The organism is Streptomyces ossamyceticus, assembly GCF_001418475.1.
GTDB lineage: Bacteria > Actinomycetota > Actinomycetes > Streptomycetales > Streptomycetaceae > Streptomyces > Streptomyces ossamyceticus.
This window is the reverse complement of sequence record NZ_LIQX01000245.1, coordinates 1-23,766: the sequence shown is the minus strand read 5'-3', so window position 1 is coordinate 23,766 and position 23,766 is coordinate 1. Positions and strand designations below refer to the sequence as shown.

Annotated in this window: 15 protein-coding genes and 2 pseudogenes; 7 read left to right on the top strand and 10 right to left on the bottom strand. The window is 68.5% G+C overall.

Translation table 11 applies throughout. The annotated features are described in order from the left end of the window. Window positions 1-185: 185 nt before the first annotated feature. The 8 genes and pseudogenes from AOK15_RS19175 to tap all read right to left on the bottom strand — a co-directional run. Window positions 186-602: a hypothetical protein gene (locus AOK15_RS19175; RefSeq protein ID WP_055518435.1), complete on the bottom strand. Its 417-nt coding sequence runs from the start codon at window positions 600-602 to the stop codon at window positions 186-188. Then, window positions 599-2,683: a hypothetical protein gene (locus tag AOK15_RS45085; protein ID WP_055518434.1), complete on the bottom strand. Its 2,085-nt coding sequence runs from the start codon at window positions 2,681-2,683 to the stop codon at window positions 599-601. Before AOK15_RS45085 ends, AOK15_RS19175 begins: the two co-directional genes overlap by 4 nt. Beyond that, on the bottom strand, window positions 2,680-4,560 hold the full coding sequence (locus AOK15_RS19165) for a hypothetical protein (RefSeq protein ID WP_157870304.1): 1,881 nt from the start codon (window positions 4,558-4,560) through the stop codon (window positions 2,680-2,682). Before AOK15_RS19165 ends, AOK15_RS45085 begins: the two co-directional genes overlap by 4 nt. A 77-nt stretch (window positions 4,561-4,637) precedes the next feature. Further along, a complete protein-coding gene (locus AOK15_RS46120; RefSeq protein ID WP_063799010.1) occupies window positions 4,638-5,408 on the bottom strand; it encodes a site-specific integrase in 771 nt (256 codons plus the stop codon). 11 nt (window positions 5,409-5,419) lie between these two features. Then, window positions 5,420-6,109: a site-specific integrase gene (locus AOK15_RS46115; protein ID WP_205632172.1), complete on the bottom strand. Its 690-nt coding sequence runs from the start codon at window positions 6,107-6,109 to the stop codon at window positions 5,420-5,422. Between the two features lie 177 nt (window positions 6,110-6,286). After that, on the bottom strand, window positions 6,287-6,661 hold the full coding sequence (locus AOK15_RS19155) for a hypothetical protein (RefSeq protein WP_420876929.1): 375 nt from the start codon (window positions 6,659-6,661) through the stop codon (window positions 6,287-6,289). Between the two features lie 105 nt (window positions 6,662-6,766). After that, window positions 6,767-7,324 (bottom strand): telomere-protecting terminal protein Tpg, encoded by a 558-nt coding sequence (gene tpg, locus AOK15_RS19150; protein ID WP_055518427.1) that lies wholly within the window; start codon window positions 7,322-7,324, stop codon window positions 6,767-6,769. A 5-nt stretch (window positions 7,325-7,329) separates the two neighbouring features. After that, window positions 7,330-8,709: pseudogene (gene tap / locus AOK15_RS19145) on the bottom strand (telomere-associated protein Tap); the annotation flags it as partial. A 528-nt stretch (window positions 8,710-9,237) separates the two neighbouring features. Between tap and AOK15_RS19140 the strand changes: the two are divergent. The 3 genes and pseudogenes from AOK15_RS19140 (at window position 9,238) to AOK15_RS46965 (ending at window position 13,646) form a co-directional block, all read left to right on the top strand. Beyond that, window positions 9,238-12,756, top strand: coding sequence for an NACHT domain-containing protein (locus tag AOK15_RS19140; protein ID WP_055518425.1), 3,519 nt, complete (start codon window positions 9,238-9,240; stop codon window positions 12,754-12,756). Between the two features lie 244 nt (window positions 12,757-13,000). Beyond that, a pseudogene (locus tag AOK15_RS46970) lies at window positions 13,001-13,273 on the top strand (tannase/feruloyl esterase family alpha/beta hydrolase); the annotation flags it as partial. Window positions 13,274-13,409: 136 nt separating this feature from the next. After that, a complete protein-coding gene (locus AOK15_RS46965) occupies window positions 13,410-13,646 on the top strand; it encodes a hypothetical protein (protein ID WP_055518422.1) in 237 nt (78 codons plus the stop codon). A gap of 815 nt (window positions 13,647-14,461) precedes the next feature. Here AOK15_RS46965 and AOK15_RS19130 read toward each other — a convergent pair. Together AOK15_RS19130 and AOK15_RS19125 are read right to left on the bottom strand one after the other, a co-directional pair. Beyond that, a complete protein-coding gene (locus AOK15_RS19130) occupies window positions 14,462-16,114 on the bottom strand; it encodes a UvrD-helicase domain-containing protein (RefSeq protein WP_055518420.1) in 1,653 nt (550 codons plus the stop codon). Beyond that, a complete protein-coding gene (locus AOK15_RS19125; RefSeq protein ID WP_205632171.1) occupies window positions 16,114-17,991 on the bottom strand; it encodes a hypothetical protein in 1,878 nt (625 codons plus the stop codon). Before AOK15_RS19125 ends, AOK15_RS19130 begins: the two co-directional genes overlap by 1 nt. Before the next feature lie 282 nt (window positions 17,992-18,273). Here AOK15_RS19125 and AOK15_RS42320 point away from each other — a divergent pair, with 282 nt between their 5' ends. From AOK15_RS42320 to AOK15_RS41445, 4 genes are all read left to right on the top strand, one after another. Further along, window positions 18,274-19,848, top strand: coding sequence for a zinc-ribbon domain-containing protein (locus tag AOK15_RS42320; protein ID WP_167738831.1), 1,575 nt, complete (start codon window positions 18,274-18,276; stop codon window positions 19,846-19,848). A gap of 207 nt (window positions 19,849-20,055) precedes the next feature. Further along, the gene (locus AOK15_RS19115) at window positions 20,056-21,246 is read left to right on the top strand and encodes an ABC-three component system protein (RefSeq protein ID WP_055518415.1); all 1,191 of its coding nucleotides are present in this window, start codon (window positions 20,056-20,058) and stop codon (window positions 21,244-21,246) included. Continuing rightward, window positions 21,243-21,770: a three component ABC system middle component gene (locus tag AOK15_RS48825; protein ID WP_055518413.1), complete on the top strand. Its 528-nt coding sequence runs from the start codon at window positions 21,243-21,245 to the stop codon at window positions 21,768-21,770. Before AOK15_RS19115 ends, AOK15_RS48825 begins: the two co-directional genes overlap by 4 nt. Before the next feature lie 52 nt (window positions 21,771-21,822). Further along, a complete protein-coding gene (locus tag AOK15_RS41445) occupies window positions 21,823-23,733 on the top strand; it encodes a DUF3732 domain-containing protein (RefSeq protein WP_157870301.1) in 1,911 nt (636 codons plus the stop codon). Window positions 23,734-23,766: the final 33 nt, after the last annotated feature.

Sequence of the window (23,766 nt, the reverse complement as noted above, 5' to 3'; positions counted from 1 at the left end):
GGGTGGGGGACGGCCATCTCCGCCAGCAGCAGCGCCGCGTCCACGGCCTTGGTCGCACTCGGGCACAGCACGGCGGCGAGGATGGCACGGGTGGCGACATCGACGGCGATGTTGTGGTGGTGGTTGTGGGTTGACCGTTGACCGCTTCGAGTTGCTGCGGTCATGGCGGGTGGGTGGGGGAGGGTTCAGCGCTGTCGGTTTATGCCTGGCTGGTCGATGTGGGTGATGTTGTGGCTGGTTTCGAGGGCTTGGCGGAGGCGGGCGTTGTCCAGGGCGAGGCGTTGGATGTGGGCGGCTGCGTAGTGGAGGTTGTCGGTCAGGGCCCGGTTGGCGCGGCGGAGTTTGGCGTTTCTGGCGGTGAGGACGTCGTAGGGACTTGGCCGTGCATCGTGGTCGGCTGATGAGGCTGGATGGCTGCGAAAAGCCGTGATTTGTTGGGTGAGTTGGGGGAAGTGGCGGCGGAAGGTGGTGTTGCTGAGGCCGAGTTTGGCGGCGAGGGCGAGGACGCTGGGGCGTTTGCCGTTGGTGCGGCAGTCGTTGAGGTACTGGTCTGTGACCTGGCGGGCGCGGGTTTCGGTGGGGATGGCGGCGGGGCGGGTCATGCGCTCTCCTGTGCCGTGATGTTGTTCCGTTTCAGGAATGCGGTGATCTCGTCGCGGCGGGCATGCAGCCGGTGCTGCAGGAGCGGTGGCAGGGGTGGGCGGGTGGTGAGGCGTTGGCCGATGCGGTTGATTTCGCGTTGCCAGGCAGCTGTGTTTTCGGGGGTGAGAGCGACGTTGCGGCAGGCCAGGGGCTTGCAGCCGCCGTGGTCGGGAAGGCCTTCGCTGCGCCGGTTGCGGGCTTTCTCGCACAGGGCTTTGGCGTGGTCGTGGACGCAGGTGACGTACTGGCCGGGATAGACGGCTGGATCGTGCCGGGCCATCAGCCGTCGCAGCCGTGCTTCGTCCAGGATGATTTTTCCGTCGAAGCGGGCGCGGGTGCCGAATTCCTGCAGGCGGCGGGCGGCTTCGTCGGCGGCGGGGCCGGTCAGTGTGGTGTGTTCGTGTGCGTCGATGGCGGTCATGAGGTGTTCGCCGCGGGCTGGGGCTTGTTCGCTTTCGACTTCGGCGCGGAAGCCGGAGTCGCTGGTGCCTGCGTAGCCTTCGAAGACGTGGATGCAGTGGTGGCGGTAGGCGAGGGCTCCGGCGATGACGCCGCCGGGGCGGCGGGCGATGTACCAGGCCAGGGTGCACCGGAACTGCCTGTTCGTCAGGTGCCATTGCTGTTGGTCTATGGCGGGAATGCCGTCGCTGCGCTGGTTGCGTTGGCAGTAGTCGTTGATCCAGGCGGTGTACCGGTTCAGGCGGGCGTTGGTGGCGCCGCTGCTCAGGACCTGGTTGACGGGGTCCGGGAGGGCGCCGGGGGTGTGGGGCAGGGGCGCGAAGAGGTAGTCACTGCCGGGCGGCTGCAGCTGCTCAAGGACGGTGATGGCCCGTGCGGCAGGTTCGCCGATGTTCCAGGTGGCGGGAGTGCCGGCCGGGTCGCTTTCGCCTTTGAAGGCGAGGCTGTGCATCTTCCACCGGTAGGGGTGGCCGTCGGCGTCGCGTTCGACGGTCAGGCAGCCGCGTTGGAGGTGTTTGAGTTCGCTGTCGCGGGCGCCGGAGAGGAAGGCCAGGGCGATGTAGCAGGCGTCCTGCAGGAGGCGGGCGAGGTTGGCGAGGCTGTCGGGTTCGCTGTAGTCGGCCAGGATCGCCTGGATCCAGGGCTGGCCGTCGAGGCGGCCGCGGATGGGCTGGTCGCTGACCGGCTGGGGGCGGATACCGAGGAGGGCAGCGGTCTCGTCGATCATGCGGCGGTGACGGCTCACCGAGATTCTGCTGCATCCGACGGCGTGGGCGATCGCCGTCAAGCTGGGCTTGCCGCGCCAACCGGGCAGTGGCTGCCCTGTGGCGAGCTGTTCGTCTAGCCAGGTCCGCACCAGTCCGGAAACCTGGCCATAGGCGGGCGGCTTAACCGGCGGGGCAGGGGTGTGCCAGGCGTGGTCGGCGGCGAGGATGTCGGCGCGGAAGTCGTCGATGAACCGCATGGACCAGACGAACAACGGTCCCAGGACTTCCTCGGGGATGCGGGCGGTGGTGTTTTCCCGCCGGTGCGCGGCGTTTTCGCTCCATCCGTCGATGTGGGCGGGGTCGAACCGCAGGGCGTCGCAGGACAGGCAGCTTCGCCAGAGCCAGAACTTGCGGGCGCCTGCCCGGGCACTCTGGCGGGCACCGGCGCGGGGGAGGGACTGGATCAAAAATCGCTGGTAGTCCTCAAGATCCGCGCCGCTGAGCTTCTCCAGTCGCCCACTGCGGGCGGCGGCCCAGCGCAGGAAGCGGACGTGTTCAGTGAAGACGGTGCGGACGGTCGCGGCCGCGGGCTGCCTCTCACCGACAGGCGCGGGTCCGGACAGCATGGCGTAGCAGAGTTCTTTGCCCACGTGGCGATGCGTGGCGGGGATGAGGCGGAAGTCGAGGATGAACCGGCGGTCGTGTTTCTTGACCATGGCCGGACCCAGGTTCCACACGTCGTCAGTGAAGCGGGACGTCTCCTGTAGCCGGCTGCCGGGCTTCAGAGGACAGCCGTGGAGGACAAACGGGTTGCCCTCCTGCGCGTGAGGCGGCAGCGAGACGGCCGCGGGCTGGCTGTGCGGGGCGGTGGTCACGGGGTCTCCCACGGGTTTTCAGCCAGGTCGAGCAGTGCGCCGTGCGGCTGGTGGGTCTGGGCCTGCTCGAGTTCGGCCGGGGTGAATCGGGTGAGGATGTCCTGGCGGATGGCGACCCAGGCCGGGCCGTAGCGCTGCCACCACTGCTCTTCGGACAGTTCGCGTCGGCGCTGGGCCAGGGCGTGGCTCAGGGCGAGCAGGCGGGGCAGGTGGTCCCGGGTGATCAGGCAGTTCCCGCAGTGGAAGCAGTCGAGGAAGGAGACCTGGCACGGCTGCTGGGTGAGGGGGTGGCGGTCGTGGTCGGCGCAGGCACTCCAGCCCGTGTCCAAAGCGCCGTCCGCGGCCTGCCGGGCAGCCGATGGTGCGAGCCCGGCCTCGGTCAGTGCCGTGGCGTCGGCCGGTCCGGGAAGGACGCGGGGTCCGCCGCCGGCCGCCTGTACGGCTCGCTCGTGGGCCAGGCGGGCTGCCTGCTCGGCGTCGGCGAGCGCCTCGCCGAGGACTTCCTCGGCCCAGGAGGTGATGACCGGATCGCCGCTGAGGTAGTGGCGGAACAGCACGGGCATGGTGTTGGACTTGGCGGCCGAGGGCAGGTGGCCGCCCATCCGCTTTGTGCGCCGCACCTCCATGCTGGTCTTGATGCGGTTGAAGCTCACCTGCAGCGGCAGGACTTGCCCCGGGCCCGGTGCGCCGTTACGACCGGGCTGTGGATCGGCCAGCAGCGGACGGCGCCGATCGGCGGCCCAGGCGCTGGGCAGGATCGGGGTTCCCCGCAGGGAGTGCTCGAAGGGCGCGCAGTGGTCGTCGGCGACCCCCAGCCCGGCTCCGTGTCCGTTGCGCCACACGCACCACAGCAGCGGTGATGGCGAGCCGTGCAGCCGGCGGCTGCGGGCGGTCAGCTCCAGCAGCAGGAGGTAGAACCCGCCGGGTGTGTGCAGTTCCCGGCCCGGCGCGCCGATCTCCCAGGTGACGGTCTCCGACCAGCGGCTCGCTCCCCGCCGGCGCTTGACGATGACCACCTCGACCGCCCGGTCGTCCAGCATCCGGTGCGCCACGGGCAGTTCCTTGACCGTCTCACCGTTGCGTTCGGACAGTGCGGCCGCGAGCAGCAACAGCGGAGGAAGATCTCGCAGCGTCAGGAACAGACGGCCGGCCAGGGCAAGACGTTCGGGAGCGAACGGGTTGGGGCGGGCACCGGGTGGTGTGGGGACCTGGCCTGTGGCGGCCATCTGCTCCAGCATCCGTCCCAGGGCGCGGTCCTCCTCGTCCAGGGCCTGCGGGTCCCTCTGGTAGCGGCGCAGTAAGTCCTCCCCGGCCCGGATACGGTCGCGGATTCTGCTGGCGTCCGCCCGCAGGGCAGCCATCAGCCGGGCCAGTTCACCGTCGGAGTATCCGCTCGTCAGCCGCTTGGTGCCGTCCGTCTTCGGTGGGGCGGCGGTGCCAGTGGCCGCCATCGGCGTCCGGGGCGCGGGCAGGCGTCGCCGAAGGTGGTCGATCACCTGCGGGGCGACCTGTTCGCACAGACCGGGCCGGGTGAACAGCAACCGGGCCCGGGTGAGGTCCTGGCGCGCGGTGGCCGGCGAGGTCGCCATCCGGTGGGCGTGGAAGGCCGTCACATGCTCGGGCGTGAGCTCGCCCGGCACCGTGGGCGGTTGGGGCAGCGAGCCGAGAAACCGCATCAGGCGGACCAGGGACCCCCAGCCGGTCCGCGCCGCGGCGTGGGTGCGCAGCCCTCCGGCCGGGCCGGTCCGCTCGGCGAACGCGGCGGCCAGGGCCTGGTGCCAGCCCGGCAGCGGCAGCCGGGAGACGTCGAAGATGGCGCGGCGGCCGTCGTCCCCGTGGAAGGCCACCACCATCGTGCCGTCCGCCCCTTGCTGCACGGGCTCGGCGGGTGCGTAGGCGCCATGGGGCAGCGCTGCCGGACGGCCTGGCCCGGTGCTGCCCCGCCCCCGCCGGCTCACCTGCTCACTCCGCCCGCGTTGGCCGGGGCGCGCAGGTCGTCGCCGATCCGCTGCAGCGGGGTATCGCGCGGGTCCTCCCAGGTATCTGGCACCAGCGCCATGCGCGTTTCCATCTCCAGCTCCTGCAGGGCGTGCAGATACACGGTCGTCGTCACCACGGAGCGATGGCCCAGCCGGCGGCGCACCCAGTCCAGCGGGTCGCCGAAGATCCGCGTGTAGTGGCCGCGCTGGCCTTCGTTGAGCTCGCCGAGGGCTGCGATGTGGCCGCGCTGCAGCTGTTCCAGAGTCACCACGGCGAAGCTGTGCCGCAGCAGATGGGCATGACAGGACAACGTGACCCCGCGCGCCTGGCAGCGCTTGTTGGCCTCGGCGAAGACGCTCTTCCACGTCGACACCGCCAGCGGCTGCCCGCCCTCACCGAGCCAGAACAGCGCCGGCTCCAGGCCGTCCTCACCCTCCACCAGCAGCCGGCGCCGTTCCCCCGCCGTGAGCTCGGACAGGTTCACCACGCGGCGGATGCTGCTCCCGGTGATGCGGGCCAGCTGCGGCCGCGACGGGTCGTCGATGACCAGCGGACGACGCCATCTGCGGTAGACGCCGGCCGCGCGGGCGTCCTCGACCACCTGAGCCCGATCCAGTTCCGCGTAGGCAGCCAGCTCGCCCACCACGCTGTGCGGGACATAGACCCAGCGGGCGGAGAAGAACTTTGCGATCGCCCCCGGCAGCCAGAAACGCTGATAGCCGCCCGCCCCCGGCCCGGTGGGCACTTCCAGCCTCGTCAGGTGGCCTGCTCGGACAGCCGCATGCCGGTACGCACCATCAGGTCGGCGAACGCCGCATTCCGCGCCGCCCAGCGCCCCCGAAACCGCCGCGACGGCAGCCCGTCGGGCCCGTATCCCCGCAGTCCCACGTCCCGCCACAGCCGGTATGACGCCGGTGGCAGCCACTCGATGCGCTCACCGCCCCGGTCATGGGCATAGGTCGCCGGAACCGTCGCCGGAACGCGGGCGGCAGACGGCACGCCCCAGGGCGCGGCCCTGGACAGCCGGTGCGGGATGGGCACCGCGCCTATCTGCCCCTGCCGGACGGCCCAGACGTAGAACTGGTTGATGTGGGAGACGTCCTGGCCCCACGTGCCGCCCGACACCCGTGGCCCGGCCGCGTCCCGCCGGCGCCACTGGTGATATGCCAGATGATCAGCTTCGGTGACCTCCCGCCACCCCCGCCCACCCCGCGCCCGGTACACGAATGTCAAGAACCTGGCCAAGGCCCGGGCCCGATTGGCGTTGCTGTTCCATGGCGCGACCACCAACTGCGGCCGCTGGAAGTAGGAGTTCAGCGCCACGTCGTACTCCCACCGCGGAGACAGCAGGAACGGCAGTCCGTCCGGCAGGCCCGCCTCGTCCAGCCACACGCCCAGGTCGTCTGGCAGTCCTCGTAGCTCTGGCGCGGCAGTTTTCGGCTGCACGACATCCCTCGAAGTGAAGTGCACAGTCCATGTCGGCTCACGCATCCTGGCGCTCCTCTCGGTGGGAACACGGCCTACTCGCGGAACTGACCATCGCTTGTGCACGGCCGGTCAGTGACCGCTGTACGAGCCAAGCTGGGCGCGGCTCCTTCACCGGCAACATCGGCGAACGCGTCCTCAGTAAGGAGTGGATGCCTCAGGATGGACGGTTGCGCTTGGCAAGCGGGATAGTCCGGAGGCTGCCCCCACCGACTGACTGCCGCCTGTACGGGACGCCTCGCCCAGCAGACCAGCCAGCCGGACCATGGCAGGACCCAGCAGCGCGTCGACGACGGCCGCCACCTCGGGGAAGACGACCGCGTCGCGTCCCACGATCCGCCACCGCTCCAGTTCCGTCCCGGCGGCACCGCCCGCGACCTGGTGCAGCCGCCGCGGCCAGACCGTCTCCCGCTCCCAGCGGAAGGCATGCTCCCACCATCGGGCCACCACCGCGTGCGCCAGCGTGAACACCCGTGCCGGCTCGGCCCCGGCCCGCACAGCTCGCCGAGCCACACCGGCCCACCGCCGCTGCGCCGCAGTCACCTCCGGCAGGTGCCGCAAGTCCACATACTCAAGAAGATCCGACGATCAGGCCCGGTGTGCCCGGTCGCTGCCGGGTCAGTAGTCGAGGTCGAGGTAGTCGATGTCGTTGAGGGTGACGTCGGAGAGTCCCTGGGCGCGGGCTCCGCCGTCTTGGAAGTAGATCTCTTTGAGTCCTTCGGCGATGATCTGGCGCATCTGCTGGTCGCTGGCCCCGGTGTTGCGGGCGTCGAACAGGCGCTGCGCGAACTGCGGGGGGAGATGTACGGTCAGGCGCCGGAAGCGTCCGTCGTCGGTGGTGCCGATGGGCGCGGTGTACCCGAATCGGGCCCTCGTCTCTACGGTGATCCCGGTCGCGGTGGCGGCCTGCTTCTGCCGGCGTTTGCGGACCTGCGGCTGCCAGCGCTGGCGTACCGCGTTGTCGATCCGGTCCGCGATCGCCTTGGGTGGGTGCTTGCGTTCGCCTTTGCGGTAGCGCTCCACCGACCGCTGGCTGACTCCGAGTTCCGCCGCGACGGCTTTGGTCGTCTTGAGCTGCTTCACCAGGAAGTTGATGCGTGCCTGGAGTGTCTTGGGCGGCTGGCGGGTGAAGCCCTCCCGGTCGGCGCGTTCGATGGCGTCGTCGATCTCTCCCACAGCGCCTACTCGCCTTCGTCCAGGACGGCGTCGCCGCCTTTGATATGGCGGGCCGGGTTGTAACCCTTCTCCATCAGGTCGACCGCCCACAGCATCGGCTGGACGCCTTCGAGCTTTGCCAGGCCGGGGGTGGGGCCGAGGCGGAAGGCGCCGGGCTGGGGCTTGCCGGAGGCGGCATAGGGGAGGAAGTCGAGCGGGCTGTCGCCGGGTGAGGGGTAGACGACGCAGTCGGAGAGCACGGCGAGCGGGTACAGGCCCGTCATCGTGGCCATGTTGCGCATCTTGCGGTGCATGTTGACCCGGGCCTTGGAGATGACGGCGGCGCGGATGTCGGGCCGCCAGGTCGGGCGCTGGAGGGCCGGCCACCGCTCGCCCTCCTTGTGCTTCTTGCCCTGGGGGCGCTCGCGGAGTTTGCCGATGCCGCCCTTGACGGTGGCCTTGATGGCCGCGAGGACGGCCGCCATGGCGGGGTCGGTGTCCTTGTGTCGCTCCATCGCGGCGAGGAACTCGGCGTCCGAAAGGTCCTTGGTGACGCCGAGGTCGGCGAGGGTGTCGACGTAGGCGTTCTTGAGCCGGTCGTGCCACGGGTCCAGATAGGCGCCGGTCTCGCGCCGCAGGTACGCCTCCAACGGCTGGACGTTGTAGCCGAGTTCCTGGGCGTAGGCGACGGTGTGTGTCTGGTACCAGGCAGGTCCCGTCGGCCGGGTTCCGTCCGGCGTGAAGGGCGAGGGCAGACGCGGGTCCACCTCGACGTGGGACAGGTCGACCAGCCAGGAGCCGGGAATCTTCGGGTTGAACGTCGGGCCCACGAAGTGGTCGGGGGCGGACAGGCCGACGACCAGACGGGCCGCGGCGGCGAGGAACGCGGTGTTCAGGTCCAGGCCGACTGCGAACGGGAGGGTGCACTCCTCATCGGTGAGCAGGTCCACCGGCCGCACCCACTGGTACGCCTCCTCGTTCAGGAACCCCCCGCTCCAGCCGCTCTCGACGACGACCAGGTGCTCAGGGGTGGCTTCCGGCGGCGCCGGGTCCATCGGCTCGGTGCCCAGTGAGCCGGGGTTGTGGCCGGGCACCCAGTTCCCCGTCTGCGGGTCCTGCACCGCGCGGGTGGGCGGCCGCAGCGCCGTCATCAGCTCCAGCCCCGACACGGCCGTCGACCCTCGCGGAGTGATGACCCGCTGCGCGTACACCCCCAGGACGCGCGCGATGTCGGCCGGCTCCATCTCCGCAACGCCGGGCCAGGCCCGCTCATCAAGGGCATCCCAGGCCAGGATCGCCAGCTGCACGCACTGCCGCTCGCGCCCCTGGACTTTGCGGTAGATCCTTGCCCAGGGGCCGAACCCGCGCTGGGTGAGCCGCCATTTCGCCTTCACCACCTGCTTGACTGTGAAGTCGCACTGTTGTTGCGGTGACCGCATGCCGGTGACTTGCGGTGCCGCAGATGGTTTGCGAGGGGTTCTGGACCCTGCTCGGGGCGTTTACCTGCGGTCCTGCAGATTGAGGTGAGACTGCCGCAGTTGTGGTGAGAACCCCTACTGCGGATAAGCAGTAGACAGGCACGCCCGTACTGCAGAAGCCATCCATCCCAGGTCGGATGGGTGGGCGCCAGCAACCCCGATGACGGGGTCGGTGAGGACAGCATGGAGGTCTTCGGGGTAAGAATCGGAGTCCCAGACGAAACACAATCCCAGCAAGCACCCCGCCCGGCCGGGGAGACTTCCGCAGCGATGGGCGATCATCCTGACCGCCTCGGCCGGGGCGGCCGCTCGGGCGTTACTGGCGCTCGGCGCCTTCGCCACGGCGATCACGCTCCTGCACACCGTCGGCCACACGGACATAACATCGCAGCCGAAGCAGTCTGGACGCCGATGAGCCCCCGCGGGGGCATCTTCAGCTCACAGGGAGTGCGACACATGCAGGCAGCACGGGCCGGGGCGCTGGGCGGAGCCACGAACGAGGCCGGGGCCACCCACCGGGCCGGCATCGCCGCGCTGCTGGTCACCTACGGGCTGCTGGGGGAGGGGGTGCCCTGGTTGAAGTCCTCTGCTCCAGTGGTGACGCTGCGTCTGGAGGCCGACCGTCACGTCGACGATGTCGTGGTCGATCTCGCGGACGACACGTGCGCATACATGCAGGCCAAGCTGTCCGCGTCCCCAAAGGCATTCCAGGACACTGTTGACCAGTGGTGTCGGTCCATCACATCGGGGGAGTGCCGTGCAGGCGACGAACTGCTTCTCGTCGTCACCCGGGCACCCAAAAACATCCAAGTTCTCGCCGAGGCATTGACAACGCGGCGTGCTGGCGCATCCCCCACCAGTGCAGAATCCCGGGAGCTTCAGCGGCTGCAGTTCCTCGCGGCCGGCCAGGGCCTCAACCAGCAGGATACGACGCTGCTGCTGGATGCGGCGAAGATCCAGATCCTGGATGCCCGTGACGACCAGCGAGAAGAGTTCCTGGGTGTTGCCTGCTTGACTGCGGCTGTCGTTCCCGTCGGTCATGGACAGGCGGCCTTTCGCGCCCTGCGTGCCGCGGTCCGGCATCAGGCCGAACAGCGGGCCTCCTCCCAGCTGCCCGCCTGGCTGAGCTGGCTTGCTGACGCGCAACTGCCGCTGGTGGCCGACCGAGAGGGTGCTGCCGCTGCCCGTCTGCAGGCCAGACTCCTGGCCGTGCGCGCCTACCGCGAGTCCTGGGCGGCCCAGCAGGACCTCCTCCCGCTCGGTCATCTTGGTTTTGGTGTTGAATCCATGACGGTCGACGGGGTGACAGGCAGCCTCACGGCCGATTCCCATCCCCCGCGCGAGGTACGCGACGGGCTCGCCGACGCGGTCCGGCGCCAGGGGCGGCTGATGCTCGTCGGTCGGCCAGGATCGGGCAAAACCGTTGCCTCACGCCTGATCGCGGCCCGTTGGGCCGCGACCGACCTGGCTCCCGTACCGGTGTGGCTGCGCTTGCGCGACCTGGTGCCGCTGCTGAACGCGACAGGTCCCAGCCGCTTGGACCTCGCTGACGTGGTCCAAGCGGCCACCGACGAACAGGTGCTGCAGGAAGCCCTGATCGAATACATCGAACGCGGCGAGGCGCTGCTCCTGCTGGACGCCCTCGATGAAGTACTCGACCGGCAGGACGCAGTTATCGAGGCTGTTGCCGACCTGATCGGCCGCCTGCCCGCCGAACTGGACGTGGTGATCACCACCCGGCACTCCGCGGCCCCGGCGGCCGAACGGCTCGAGCTGCCCGTCTACGAACTGCGAGAACCCACAGACCTGGAGGCTACGCTCGATCAACTCCTGCACACCGTGGCCGCCAAGTTCGCCGGGCACGAAGACACCGATGTGTGGATCGCAGACCGCACACAGCGCATCGAGCAATCCCAAAGAGCCGAGCCCGACCTGTGGCGGGTGCCTCTGCTCGCCACGCTGATGGTGCTGCTCATCGCCCAGAGCCCGGCAGCAGCCGTGCCCAGCAGCAGAGCCGGCCTGCTCAGTGAGGTGATCAACAGCAGCGTTCGCCGCTGGGAGACGGCCCGTCCCTACCGGCCCGTGCCAGACACGGACCCGGACCTGACCGCCGAGGTCCTGCTCGATTGCTTCGACGACATCGCCCACCTGATCGCTGCTTCCGGCAGCGCCTCCTGGCAGGACACACACGCAGCTGTCACCGCCCGACTGCAGCAGCACTGGGGCAAGCCGGCCGGCGTGGCGGCAGCCATGGCCCGGCACGTTCTGGAGTACTGGGACGCGGCAGCAGGGATCTTCATCACCGACACGCCCAACGGACAGCTCACCGCCCGCACCCGTCTCTTCGCCGAGATCGGCGAAGTGCGCTGGGCTTTGAAAGACCAGGACGGGATCGCCGAGTGGATGCAGGAGCTCCTGGCTGACCCCGGTCGGCACGAGTGCGGACGCCTTGCCGCCAGCCTGTCACCGACCGCCGCACACGCCCTTGTCACACGCGCCCTCGACGACGGCGGACGACTGCTGGACTTGGTGCATGACGCCGTCACCGATGGAGCAGTCTTCGAGCCCGACGCCCTGCACGCCTGCAGCCAGGCCCAGCTGGACCGCCTGGACACTGTCCCCGACTCCTACCCGGCACCCAAAGAGCACGGCCTGTTGGACTTGAACCGGGGCCGCTCTCCTCGCGCCGAACTCGCCGCCCGCCTTGCCGACGACGAACTGGACCCGGAACAGACGGGGCAGCTGATCACTGCTGCCGGCCAATGGGGACCCAGGCAGCAGGCGGTGATCACGGCGCTCTGCGCCCAGCGGCAAGCCCGTCAGCGCGGCACCGCACTCACCGACCGTGAGTTGGACACCTTGGAGGCAGCGCTCGTTGCCGCAGCCGGATCCGACCCGAACTCTCTCTACCGCGTTCTCGCCGGCCTCGACGAGCTCGTGCATGCCGCTGTCGTTCACCTGCTGCCGCAACGATCCATCAGCGCCGACGTCTTCACCGACGCCGCCTACAAGGCGAGCTACAGGACCGTGCAATGGCTAGAGACAGAGCTGCCCAGGCTGGGACACCACGCCGCCTCCCAGGCCCTCAAGGCGCGGCGGAGGACGCCCTTCAATGCCCGCCAGCTGGCGGAATCCTTTGCCGCGATCGCGGAGCCCTTCGACCTGTTCGCGGAGCTCGACACGACACCCGTCACGCTCACCCCGGACCAGGCCTGGCACCTGGACGCCGCCGCCGGCTTCATCGAGGTTCTCGGCATCGCCGATGAGGCCGCGATGATCCCTGCCGAGGCGCTGCAACAACAGCCGGAACTGACCGAGCGCATCTGCCGCATCGTGCTGGACTGCATTTCCCCCAGCACCGCCCTCATCTGCGCCCAACTGCGCAGTCTGCGCGATGAGCGCCCCCAGCATCCAGACTGGGGACTGCTCTACCTGCCGGGCACCCGCACTCCCACACTCACCCTCACCCCGAGCACCGTGGACACCGGCCTCGTGATCGAAGCCCTTCAGGGAGCAAACCCCTGGCTTGTCCACCTAGCGGTACAAGTGGCCGGCTCCGCTTCCTCGGTGGATGCATCCTTGCAAGACCGGCTCCTGGCAGTACTGCCCGAACTGTCTGCCCAGGTCCGCCTGCACGCCGGAACCCTGCTGGCCCACCGCTGGCCCGATCTAGCGCTGCCGCAGGACGACCCCGCAGTCCGCGCTGGAGCGGCACGCATCCGCGCCTTCACCCTTGCCCGCGAAGGGCGCCACCGCGAAGCCAGAGGCCTTCTGTCCGACCCCGATCTCCTCGTGCGCGAGCATGCCGCCCGCTTCCTCAGAACTGCCCCGGCGGCTGACGAAACCGAACTCAAGGAAGCTCTGGCGACTCCCGCCACGCAATGGACGTGCACGCGCTGCGACATCACGGTGCAGGCCGACGCCGACCAGTGCGCCAACCGCCATCCTCGCCCCAGCCCCCGCCTCACCCCCTGAACCCGCAAGAACTCGCGCAAGTGCGTACCCGGCGCATCCGCGCAGGACTGACGGCACTGCGCGAGGCCTGACCGATGCCGGGTGAGCAGCCTGGGGAAGCGGTTCCTCCTGGGTCTGAAGACCTCGGGGTGCCTCGCCAGATATTGCTGAACGGCGCAGCTGGGACAGGGAACGAAGCCCTCCGTACCGCGGGTCGATACCCGAGGAGTATCGCGCCAACATTGTTAGGACGCAGGGCACGACGGTGGCTAGCGAGAACCTCGTGACGTCCCTTCATTCGCTACCTGGCCTACACCAACGCCCCCGACCCGGACTTCACCGCCGAGTTGTTCTGGAAGACGGCCCAGTCCTCCAGCTACCTCGCCGCCGCCCTGGGCCCGACCTCAGCACTTTCGCGAAGAGCGGCGGCAAGCTGCTCCTGTGGCACGGCTGGAACGACCAGCACATCTCACCACAGGGGACCCTACGACGCCGTGCGCAGGACGATGGGCGCGAGGACGGCCGACTGCTTCGCCAGCTGTACATGTTCTCGGGCGTGGCCCACTGCGGCGGCGACGGACCGAACACCTTCGACGTCCCCACCCGGCCATGGCATGGACCGAGACCGCCACCAAGCCCGGCCCGATCGTCGCGAGCACCTCACGGACGGCACGATGACCCGCTCTCGCCTCGTGTACCCGTACCCCCGGGGCGCCCGCTACGACGGCACCGGCAGCGTCGACGAAACCGCCAACTTCCTGCCGTACGACCCACCGACGCGGCCGGACGCGGACGCCTACCGCTGGCTCGGTGAGAGTCTGTACTCCAACGGCTACCAGATCTGGTGCAAGGTCGTGGACGGCAAGCTGGTGTGCCGCCCGAAGGACACCTGGCGCACCGAACAGGAGTGAGCCGCCTGGCGCGTGCGAGCGGATCGGCCGCGTGGAGGGTACACCCTCGGCGGCCGGCCCGCGGATACGTTCGTGGACATTCCCGACGTGGTCGCGCTGGGCGTCCTCGGCGGTACCGAAGGCCGTCACGGTGAGACAGCCCTCAAGGGGGCCCGGGGCAGGAGAGCACGCCCCGGCGCAGCGTCAGGAGCGGGGTGTCGGTTGCTGGGCGGCGAGTGTTTTCTGTGGCGGGGCATGCCACCAGGGGAGCGGTCAGGTGGTCGCGGTTGTTCCGGCGCGTCGAGTACGACGAGGAGCGGGTCGCGGACAGGGCCTGGCGTGCCCGCGTGCTGCGCGCTCGAAGTGGGTGGAAGGTTGGGGCCGTCCGTCCCCTACCGCGTGCTGGTGCCGGGCAACCACGGCAACGTCGGATGCCTGCCCGGCGGACCGGGGCGGGCGTACTTCTCAACGCGCTCGCACCCGACCTTCTTCCCCGCTGACCATCCTGGCCGTTCATCACCAGCTCTGGATCCGCTGTCTGGCATCCTTCCTCAACAGCGCTGACAGCGTCGGCCTCAGCCTGCGCAGGAGCCTCCCCGCCGACCGACCCGGACTGGCGCGTGCGCGTCAACCTCGCCCGAAATTGCCTGAGGACACAGCCTCCACCCCGGGACGCGATAAGAGGTCAGCCGTCAAGTCCGCCAGGCAGCCCGACGGATCGCGCTGCTGCCCGCCCTCGACGTCGCGTAGAGCCCTTCCCGCCGACTCGTCGTGCACGCTGGTCCCTTTCCTGCGCGCTGGCCGCGCGGCTGCGGGCGGCCGTGGGCTGGGGGAGGCTAGTCCAACGCGGCGATGAGGGGTGCCCACAGCGGGTGGGTGTTGGCCGGGACTACAAGGTGTGCCTGGTGGCGGGCGCGCGTCATGACCACGTAGAGCAGACGTGAGTTGTTGGGGAATGGCTCGCCTTCGTAGCCGTACCATTCGCTGTCGGCGAGCAGCAGGATGGTGGTGTCGGCTTCGCGGCCCTTGGTCTGGTGGAGGTTCATCACCTGTACCGGCTGCGGGCGCGGCCGGGTGTCGCCCACCAGGGTTTCGTCGCGGGCGTGGTGGAGCTCCTCGGCCACTGCCGTGATGCTCTGGTCTTGTTCGAGCATGCGCAGTGCGCGGCGGGTGGTGGGGGCGGCCTGGAGCCAAGCTTCCTGGCCGCGGAAGGTTCCGATGCGTGCGTAGGCGCCCGTGACGATCTCGGCCAGGCGGTCGATGTCGGCGTTCGGGCCGGTCCCCGCCGAGCGTAGATCTAGCGCGAGTGCCCGCAAGGCGCGTTCCAGTGCAGGGTTGGACTTGTCCAGCATTTGGCGTGCGAGATCAGGGAGCCCACGCCTACGCAGGCAAGCGGTGACGAACACGGCTAGTGCCCGCCGGACCTGAGTGCGCTTCTGACCGAGCGCGTGCTGGATGAGGGCGAGTTGGGCGGAGAGTGCTTCTGCGTGGGCCTCCGTGAAGCCGACCTGTTCGTGGACCAGGCCGGCTGCGGTCAGGGCGTCGGACAGGGAGGTGGTGGCGATGTTGGTGTGGGTGAAGATGCTGACGGTGTGCTTCTTCTGGCGGGCGGCTCGGGCGAGGTTGATGACCTGCGCGTAACCGGTATCGTCCGTGATCCGGGTTACGGTCAGGCGGCCCTGCTGGGCGGCCGCGAGCAGGGCGGGGTCGGTGAAGCGGCGCTGGCGGGCAGCTTCCGCGGCGGCGGGCAGCACACCGGAGGGGTCACGGTAGCTGGCCGCCTCCAGATCGATACGGCGGGCGCCGGGCAGTGCCATGGCCTCCGCGATTCGGGCGGCGGGATTCACGCCGGGTTTGAACGAGCCCTCGTAGATGCTCTGGTTGACGTCGCCCAGCAGGATGCGACGCGCTTCGGGGGAGATCTGCTGCAGGAAGGCCCACTCGGTGGCGTCGGTGTCCTGGAACTCGTCGCAGATGACGAGGGTGTAGCGCCCGGCGTAGTGGTCGCGGACCTTGTCCAGCGCCAGGAGTCGGCTGGCGGCCGGCATCAGCTGGCTGTACGTGAGCCCGGGAGGGGCCCCGGGCACGGTCTGGTTGGCCTGGCTGAGCACGCTTTGCGGAGGTGGATAGCCGTAGTGTGCACCGAAGCCGGTGATGACTCTCCAGGCGAAGCCGTGGAAGGTCGACACCTCCAGCCGTGGCCGCAGCTCTCCGATGACGGTCGCAGCCCGGTCGATGATCTGGGCGACGGCGGTACGCGAGAAGGAGAGGAACAACACCCGTGTGGTGGCCGGTAGTTGGGTGCGATACCCGCGCCGGGCCGCTTCCTGCCGCAGCTGCAGCAGTTTCTCGTCCTCTGCTTCCAGATGGGCGCGGGCGGCAGCTACCGCGGTCGTGGTCTTGCCCGTGCCGGCGCCACCGCTGACCACCAGTACCGGCGCAACGCTCTCGATCACCGCGCGCTGGTCCGCGCGTGCCTGATAGCCCATCAGGCGCCCGCCGGCCGGGACACTGTGGGCACATCGATCAGACTCTGACCGCTGTAGGAGGAGTCGGCGGCCAGTTCCAGCAGGGCCAGCGTCATGGACACCACCGGCGGGTGCGGGGCGTTGGGCTCGGCGTAGAGGGCTTCCAGGAACTGCTCGTGCAGGCCCTGTTTGTGGATCACCTTGCACAGATTGGTCACCGCGGCCTCGGTGAGCTGGCCGCCCATGGGGTCGGGGATGCCGTACTCGGTGAGCGTGGCGCTGGCGTCGGCGAGCGCCTGCAGCGGAAGGCCGTCGGCCATGGCTTGCTCGATGGCGCCGGGCGGCAGCCGCACCACCGCGTCGCAGGCGGCCTGGACCTTGGCGAGCTCGTCGCTGGTCTGGACGCTGTCCTTGTCGCGGTCAATCACCGCCAGGACACGGAAGCCCAGTTGGCGTGCCAGGTTGGCGACGCGGGGAATCTGGCTGATGCCCCCCTCGCCTCCGGTACCGGAGGCGACCAGGCGCACTCCGTGGGCGGACAAGGGGAGGGTGGAAGGGGGTCTACGGCGGTCGACCATGCTCAGTACGGCCACGTCGTGCGGGCCCTCGGTGATGGCGACCGTGGGGGCAGTCAGTGCGGCCAGGAGCTGGGTGTGCCACTGCCGCATTGCGATCAATGCTTTGCGGTCCATGATCCTGGTCAGCTGGTGGTGGGAGCGGACGCCGCCGTGCCGCACCAGCCGGATGACCTCGGTGGGCTCGAAGGCCCGGGCGGCCTCCGGCCGCCGGGTGGACAGCCACACCTGCCCCGAGCGGGCACGCAGCAGGGCCGCCAGGTGCTCGGTGGCCGGAGCGTCCAGATGGTCACCGAAGTCGTCGGCGAGCACCACGGCCCCGGGCACGGTCGCCAGCAGCATCGCCTCGGCCATCGACAACACCGCGCTGACCGTGCTGCCGTGCTGAGCCAGCCCCAGCATGCCGCCTGCATCCAGATGCAGAGCCGCGCGCAGGGTCCGCAGCAGTGCGGCCACCGACCCGTCCTCGGTGCGGAAGCCGACCTGCTCCGCGGTGAGCGGAGCATCGCCGATCCGTTCCCCGGTCCCGCCGACCGCGAGTACCGCGTTGACGGCCTCGGCCACGGCCGGATCGGCCGACAGCGCCGACACAGCCTCCGCGACGGCCTGGGCCAGTGCGTCGAACGCAGCGGCACCGGCCTTGGCGTCCCGTTCGTCGAGGATGCGCCGCAAGCCGGCACCCGCACGCAACTGCAGGGGCTGGCCGGCATCGAGGGTGACGACCGGCAGCATCCGCCGGGTGGCGGCAGGAACCCGCGAATACTGACCGAGCGCCGGATTGCTACGTGCCGGGAAGTACACCACCGACTCCAGCGACTCGGCTACCTCGTCATAGCTGAGGCGATAGGCCAGCCGAGCGCACAGCGGAGCATCCGCAGACGCGTCAGGATCCTCGCTCGCGCACCCGGAGTCCTCCAAGGGCTCCAGGACCCCATCGAGCAACTGCTGCACATCGGGATCTAAATCGGTCAGCGTCACCTCGACCTGCGCGGCTTCCACCCGCTGCGGCACCGCAGAGAGGGCCTGCGGTGCAGTGCCGGTGTTGCCGGACGCGCCCTCTTCCGCCGCATCATCCGCACCGACAGCATTGGCGGTTGTGGCTTGCACGACTGCCTGCGGCTGTCCATCGGCCGCGTCATCGCCCGCCTCGGCCATCGCAGAGTCAGCGCTGTCGGGGATGACCGGCCGCTGGTGCAGATCGGACAAGGAGGCGCCACGCGCGGCATCCGGATCCAGGACCCGGGCAAGGGCCGTGATCAAGTCGGTGCGTCCGGCGCGGGGTACCCCCGCCACCAATACATGGTTGCCGGGACGCACATCCAAGTGTCCCCAACCTCTGAAGCCCTCAATCAGCACCCGTGTTACACGCACACAGGCATCTTTAACACGGCATGTCCCTGCAGTCTGCCTACTACGCGAAATCACCCGGGTACGAACGTGCCTCCTGGGCGAGGCGTGGCTCTCGAGAGTTCCGTGGGGTACCCGCAGCACGGCCGGGACGTGGACGGCCGTTGTCAGCGGCGGCTGTCAGAATCTGTCGTCATGGGCAAACGGCGAAGCGCTACCGAGGTGGCTGTGGTTCGGGCTCGACTGAAGGCCGAGTTCGTGTCCAACCTGTCCAGCCCAGGTATGGCGCTGGAAGACATGCGACTGTCTTCCACGGACCAGTGCCAGTGGCGCTGCTCCGCAGATGGATGCGGTCACCAGTGGCCCGCCCAGTTGCGGTTTCGGACCCGTACCGTCAAACCCTCGGGGTGCCCTGATTGCTGGAAACGCCGCAACCGGGCTCCCGGCCCGGGTGAATCACTGGCCGATCTGAATCCTGCGCTGGCACGGCAGTTCCGCCGCAACCTCAGCCGCCCCGACCGTGGCCCCGACACGCTGCGCCTGCAGTCCCATGACCTGTGCGAGTGGGAGTGCACTCAAGGGCATTTCTGGCCGGCGACGCTCGCCAACCGCACCAATGGACGCGGCTGCCCGGACTGCACCGGCCACGGCCGCTCCCCGTTCGAGTGCAACGTCGCCATGCTCGTCGAGGCCGCCTCCGGGCTCAACGTGGAACTGGACCACCGCCTCCGCCTGCCCGGGCGCGGTCAGGACCGCTTCGACCTGTACCTGCCCGAGCCGGCCCCCGGCCTGCTCATCGACCTGGACCCGGAGTGGACCCACAACAGGCCAGGAAGCCTGGAGCGTGACACCGCCAAGACCGCGGCAGCACTCGCCGCCGGACTCGACGTGGAACGCGTCCGCAGCCGCGGCCTGCCGCCCGTCCCGGTGCACGGTCTGCCCCACCATGAGGCCGGGCCGGGGGTGAACCCCGAAGACTGGGCGAAAGCAGTGGGCGTCGTCCTGCGACGCCGCGGCCTTTCCTGGCGACAGCTCACGCCGGCCGAGATCACCGCGGCGCTCACCAAGGGGGCGCAGCTGTGGCAGAAGGCGGTGGCCGGCCCCGAGGTATCGGCGGTGGACGTGGCCCCCTACCTCAAGGAGGAATTTGTTGCGAACCTCACCAACCCGGGCAAGGCCCCTGATCGGATGCCGCCCGGCTGCAACGACGTGTGGCTGTGGCGGTGCCCGAAGCCGGACTGCGGCTACGAATGGAAGGCCGTACTGCACAGCCGGGCACTTGCCGGCCGAGGCTGCAGCCAGTGCGGTCACGCACAGGTAGGCGCGGCAAACAGCAGGCCCGGTCCCGGTGAATCACTCGCCGAGGTCAACCCGACGATGGCCGAAGAACTCATCGAGGTCGTCGGCCACCACGACTGGACCGCGATCGACCTGCTCCCCACGTCGAACAAGACATGCCAGTGGCGGTGCCCCGAACCGCACTGCCGACACGAGTACCCCGCCCCTCCAAGCCGCCGCACAGGCCAGTCGAGCGGATGCCCCCGATGCGCCCGCCGACGCACCGTTGCCGCCAGGGTGCGCCCCAAACCCGGTAAGTCCCTGCAGGACGTGCACCCTGCCATCGCCGACGAGCTTGTCGAAGTGATCGACGAACCGAACCTGACCGCGAAGGACCTCAGGCCGAGCTCCGCCAAACTATGCCGGTGGGCCTGCTCGAAGCCCGACTGTCCGGGACGCTGGGACGCCACGCCCGATCAGCGCTCCCGCCGCGGTGGCACTGGCAAACGCTGCCCTGTGTGCCACCCGCCGCGCAAAGGCCGTACACAGCAGTGATCCCGACCCAGGTCACTCCGTGTCACACCGCCGCTTGCCCCGTTGGCGCAGCCGGCCCACATGCGCACCTCAACCAGCGCCGTTGACAGGCGCCAGAACCCAGCGGATGAAGAGGACTGAGCCGCGATCCCGTGCTCGTCTAGCCGGAGGAAGCACGTCATACTTGCCTCGCGCAGGGGAGCGCAGGGGGACGGCTGGGCGGAGATCGTGTTGACATCGAAGACAGCACACAGCGCTGCTCCCAGCGCGCTGGGTTACCAGCATCAGACGTGGTGGGCTCTACTGGAGCTGCTACGTCTGGGGGATACTCGGCCGGATGCAGCAATCTCGCTGGAGCTGTTCGACGACGTCGCCTGGGAAGAAGGCGGCAACGCAACTCAGCTGCTGCAGATCAAGCATCACCTGAAGGGGCAGCGCACGCTCACCGACGCCTCGGCCGATCTTTGGTCCACGTTGAAGGTCTGGATGGACACGGCTGCTCCAGCCGACCCTGATGGTCCCCAACTGATCCTCGTGACCACTCAGACGGCGGCTGAAGGCAGTGCTCTCGCAGCCCTGCGGTCCGATACCCGGGATGAAGATTTCGCGCTCAGCGGGCTTGTCATGGCAGCTCTGGACCTGGAATCGACCCGCACGCGACAAGCCCGCCGGGAGTTCCTTGCTCTGGGGCCCGCCGACCAGCAGGCATTCATCTCTCGGATTCACGTCCTCGACGGTTCTCCCCGGATCGACGATGTCCCCAAGCTCGTTCGGTCGGAGCTGCACTGGGCGTTGCCGCGCGGGCATGAGGATGACTACCTGGCGATGGTCTGGCGATGGTGGGACGAGCAGGCTCTGGCCATGTTGCAGGGCGGCCAACGTAGCGTGGACGTCGCTGCGGCCCATGCGGCAGTTGCCGGCATACGAGACGGGTTTACCAGGGCGATGCTCCCCACGTCCGTTGAACTGGACGATGTAGACAGCCACGCCGTGGCCGAAGCGTACGCAGGTTACCCGTTCGTAGAACAGATGCACTGGATCGCCTATCCTCCCCGCAACCTCAGAAGCGCCATCGTGGACTACTACCGAGCCCACACACAGATCGTCCACTGGCTCGACCACGCCCACCTGTCGCGTCACGAGCTTGTGAGGTTCCAGCGTGAACTGCTCGACGCGTGGGCGTGCGAGTTCGAGTGGATGGAGCAGGAGATCGGCCCTGAGGCCGATGAGGCCACCAAACAACAGGCTGGCGCGCAGCTCCTGCGCCAGCTGATGGGTAAACCGGGGGCCTTCCTCAGCAGGAGGTATCACGACGCGTACTTCGGCCGAGGCCAACACCACATCCTCGCCGACGAAGGACGCATGGGCTGGCACGCTGACTTCCAGGAGAAATACAACCAACTGCTGGCGCAGTCGTGACCACCGTGCCCCCGACAGGGCAGATTCACGCCCCGGCAATCGACACGGGCTGGGCGGAGCGCGCCCCAACCACAGACGCCATGTACAACCCGGCCCTCATCGCCTGTCTCCTGTCCGCCGCGGCAGACGCCCATCTGCAGCAGACTTCGTCCGGCATGCCTGTAGCACTGTCCTTCATCATCGCTCCGATGACATTGCACCGCCTTACGAGACAGTCTTGCCAGACCGCGAGAATCACCACTCACCTCAGGACGTGGGTGGAGCGTAACCCCCTCGTATGCGTGAGGTTCCCCGAACGCGCGCAAGACCTCGTTGCCGTCGTCCGGCAAGGCCTCAGGTTCGCCCTGCGGCATGAAGTTCTCTGCTTAAGCGGGGATGTACTCTTGCCCAGCGGCAGGATGCCCGTCCGAATCCCGGATCACCCTGAGCTGGAGGACATCCTCCGCACCAGCCGCCTGCTAGGGCGTTGGCTGGCCAAGAATGACACCGCGACTGTCTTCGCGCTGATGGGCGTGAAACCCTGACTTCGTGCAGCTCCTAGCCATTGCCCTGTACAGCAGGGACGGACGCCGTCAAGTGCTTGACTTCAAGCTAGGCGCCCTCAACGTGATCACCGGAGACTCTGCCACCGGCAAGAGCGCCCTGCTTGACATCATTGACTACTGCACAGGCCGTGACACACTCCAACTGCCTGTAGGCCCCATCACCGACGCCGTCTCCTGGTATGCGGCCTTGTACCAACTGGACGGCACACGGGCCGTCGTGGCGAGGCCAGCGCCCAAACCGTCAGGTAAGAGCCGCCAGGCGATGCTGACTTTCGGCGCCGACCTGAGCCTCCCCGAGGTTGATGAACTCGCCATCAACACCGACACCACGACGCTGCGCCGACACCTCGGCCGACGCATCGGGATCACCGAGAACCGTCGCCATCAAGCCGATCACCGAGGGCATGCAGAGATCGGAGCTCATCTCGGGCACGCGATGCTGTTGTGCCTGCAAGGGCAATCGGAGATTACATCCAGAAACGGGCTTTTCCATCGACAAGGCGAACCTGGCATCGCCGAGGCGATCAAAGCCACCCTGCCGTACTTCCTGGGTGCGGCTACCTTTGACCAGGCCCGCAAAGCAGCCCAGTTGGCCACCGCCAAAGTGCAACTCGCAGAAAACGAAGCCAACTACGACAGAGTCATAGCCGCAAGCGGCGTTGCGGAAGCGACCAGCGAAGCGCTCTGGCGGGAAGCGCACACGCTGGGATTCGTTCCTGCGGAAGCGCCACCGGATCGCAACGCCATGCTGGAGGCACTAACCGCAGCAGTGACATCCTCATCAGAGCTGCGGTCCGGCGACACTGGATACGAGCAACGCATGGCACACCTCCAACGGGAGTGTGAGCGGCTACGCGACAGCCTCCGGGCACTGGCCGCCGATCGACAGACCCTCATCTCCGAAGGTACTGCAGCCGACGAGTTCGCAACCTCCGCACGCATCCCGCTAGACCGGCTCGCCAGCCTGAACCTGCTTCACCGCAGCAGGCAAACAGCAGGCGCACTACAAAGCGACGATTCTTTCTGCCCCCTTTGCGGTTTCGTAATGCCGAACTCTGACCCCACGATTGAAGAGCTGAGGCACAGCCTGCATCGGCTGTCCGAACAGCTCGACGGCGTGGAGGCGACTCGTCCCGCCCGGCACGCGGCGCTCGAAGCGGTCTCACGGCGCACCACCGAAGTCCGCCAGGAACTCCTCGCCGCCGAGAAAGCTTTGAAGGCCCTGACGGCAGGTGCAGAAGCCTCCTTGTCTCTACCCCAACGGGCCCAATCCGACTTCGCCAGAGGACGCATTTATGGTGTTCTGAGCACACTGCGTCACACTGACGAAACGGGAGTGGCCCGCCTGCGCCGTCTGCGAGATAGTGCCAGAGCGAGAGTGAGTGCACTGGAAGGCGAACTTGCCCCCGAACAGGAGTACCAAGCGCTCAGCGCGCGTCTCGTCCCGATCGGGCGGGATATGGCCGAGTGGTCGCGCCGACTCATGCTGGAGCACGGGGGCACCGACGTCCAACTCGACGCCGATGAGCTGACCGTCACATTAGGAACCGGCTTGAGTCGGGTCCCGATGTCGCGCATGGGAAGCGCTGCGAACTGGATCGGTTACCACGTTCTCGCCCACCTGGCGCTACACCGGTACTTCGTGCTCCACAACCGACCCGTCCCTCGCATCCTGATACTGGACCAGCCCACGCAGGCCTGGTACCTGCCTGATGCGGCCAGCGAGGCACCCGGTACCGATCTTGATGCAGCCGAACAGCTATTCCGGCTGATCAATGACATCGTTCGCGATCTCGCCCCGCACCTGCAGGTCATCGTCTGCGATCACGTAAGCCTGCCTGTTCCATGGTTCCAGCAGGCCGTCGTGCAGAACTGGCGAGGTGGCCACAAGCTGATTCCACAGAGTTGGATTGACAGCGCTGCTGATCAGCTAGGGACGTAGAGCGCGCCTGATCTAGGGTCCGTCTTCAAACGG

What these genes read in the sequence shown, in the direction of transcription:
- AOK15_RS46965 (WP_055518422.1), top strand. Translation starts at nt 13,410, where the DNA reads ATGACCCGCTCTCGCCTCGTGTACCCGTACCCCCGGGGCGCCCGCTAC.
- AOK15_RS19130 (WP_055518420.1), bottom strand. Translation starts at nt 16,114, where the DNA reads ATGGGCTATCAGGCACGCGCGGACCAGCGCGCGGTGATCGAGAGCGTT.
- AOK15_RS19175 (WP_055518435.1), bottom strand. Translation starts at nt 602, where the DNA reads ATGACCCGCCCCGCCGCCATCCCCACCGAAACCCGCGCCCGCCAGGTC.
- AOK15_RS19140 (WP_055518425.1), top strand. Translation starts at nt 9,238, where the DNA reads ATGCAGGCAGCACGGGCCGGGGCGCTGGGCGGAGCCACGAACGAGGCC.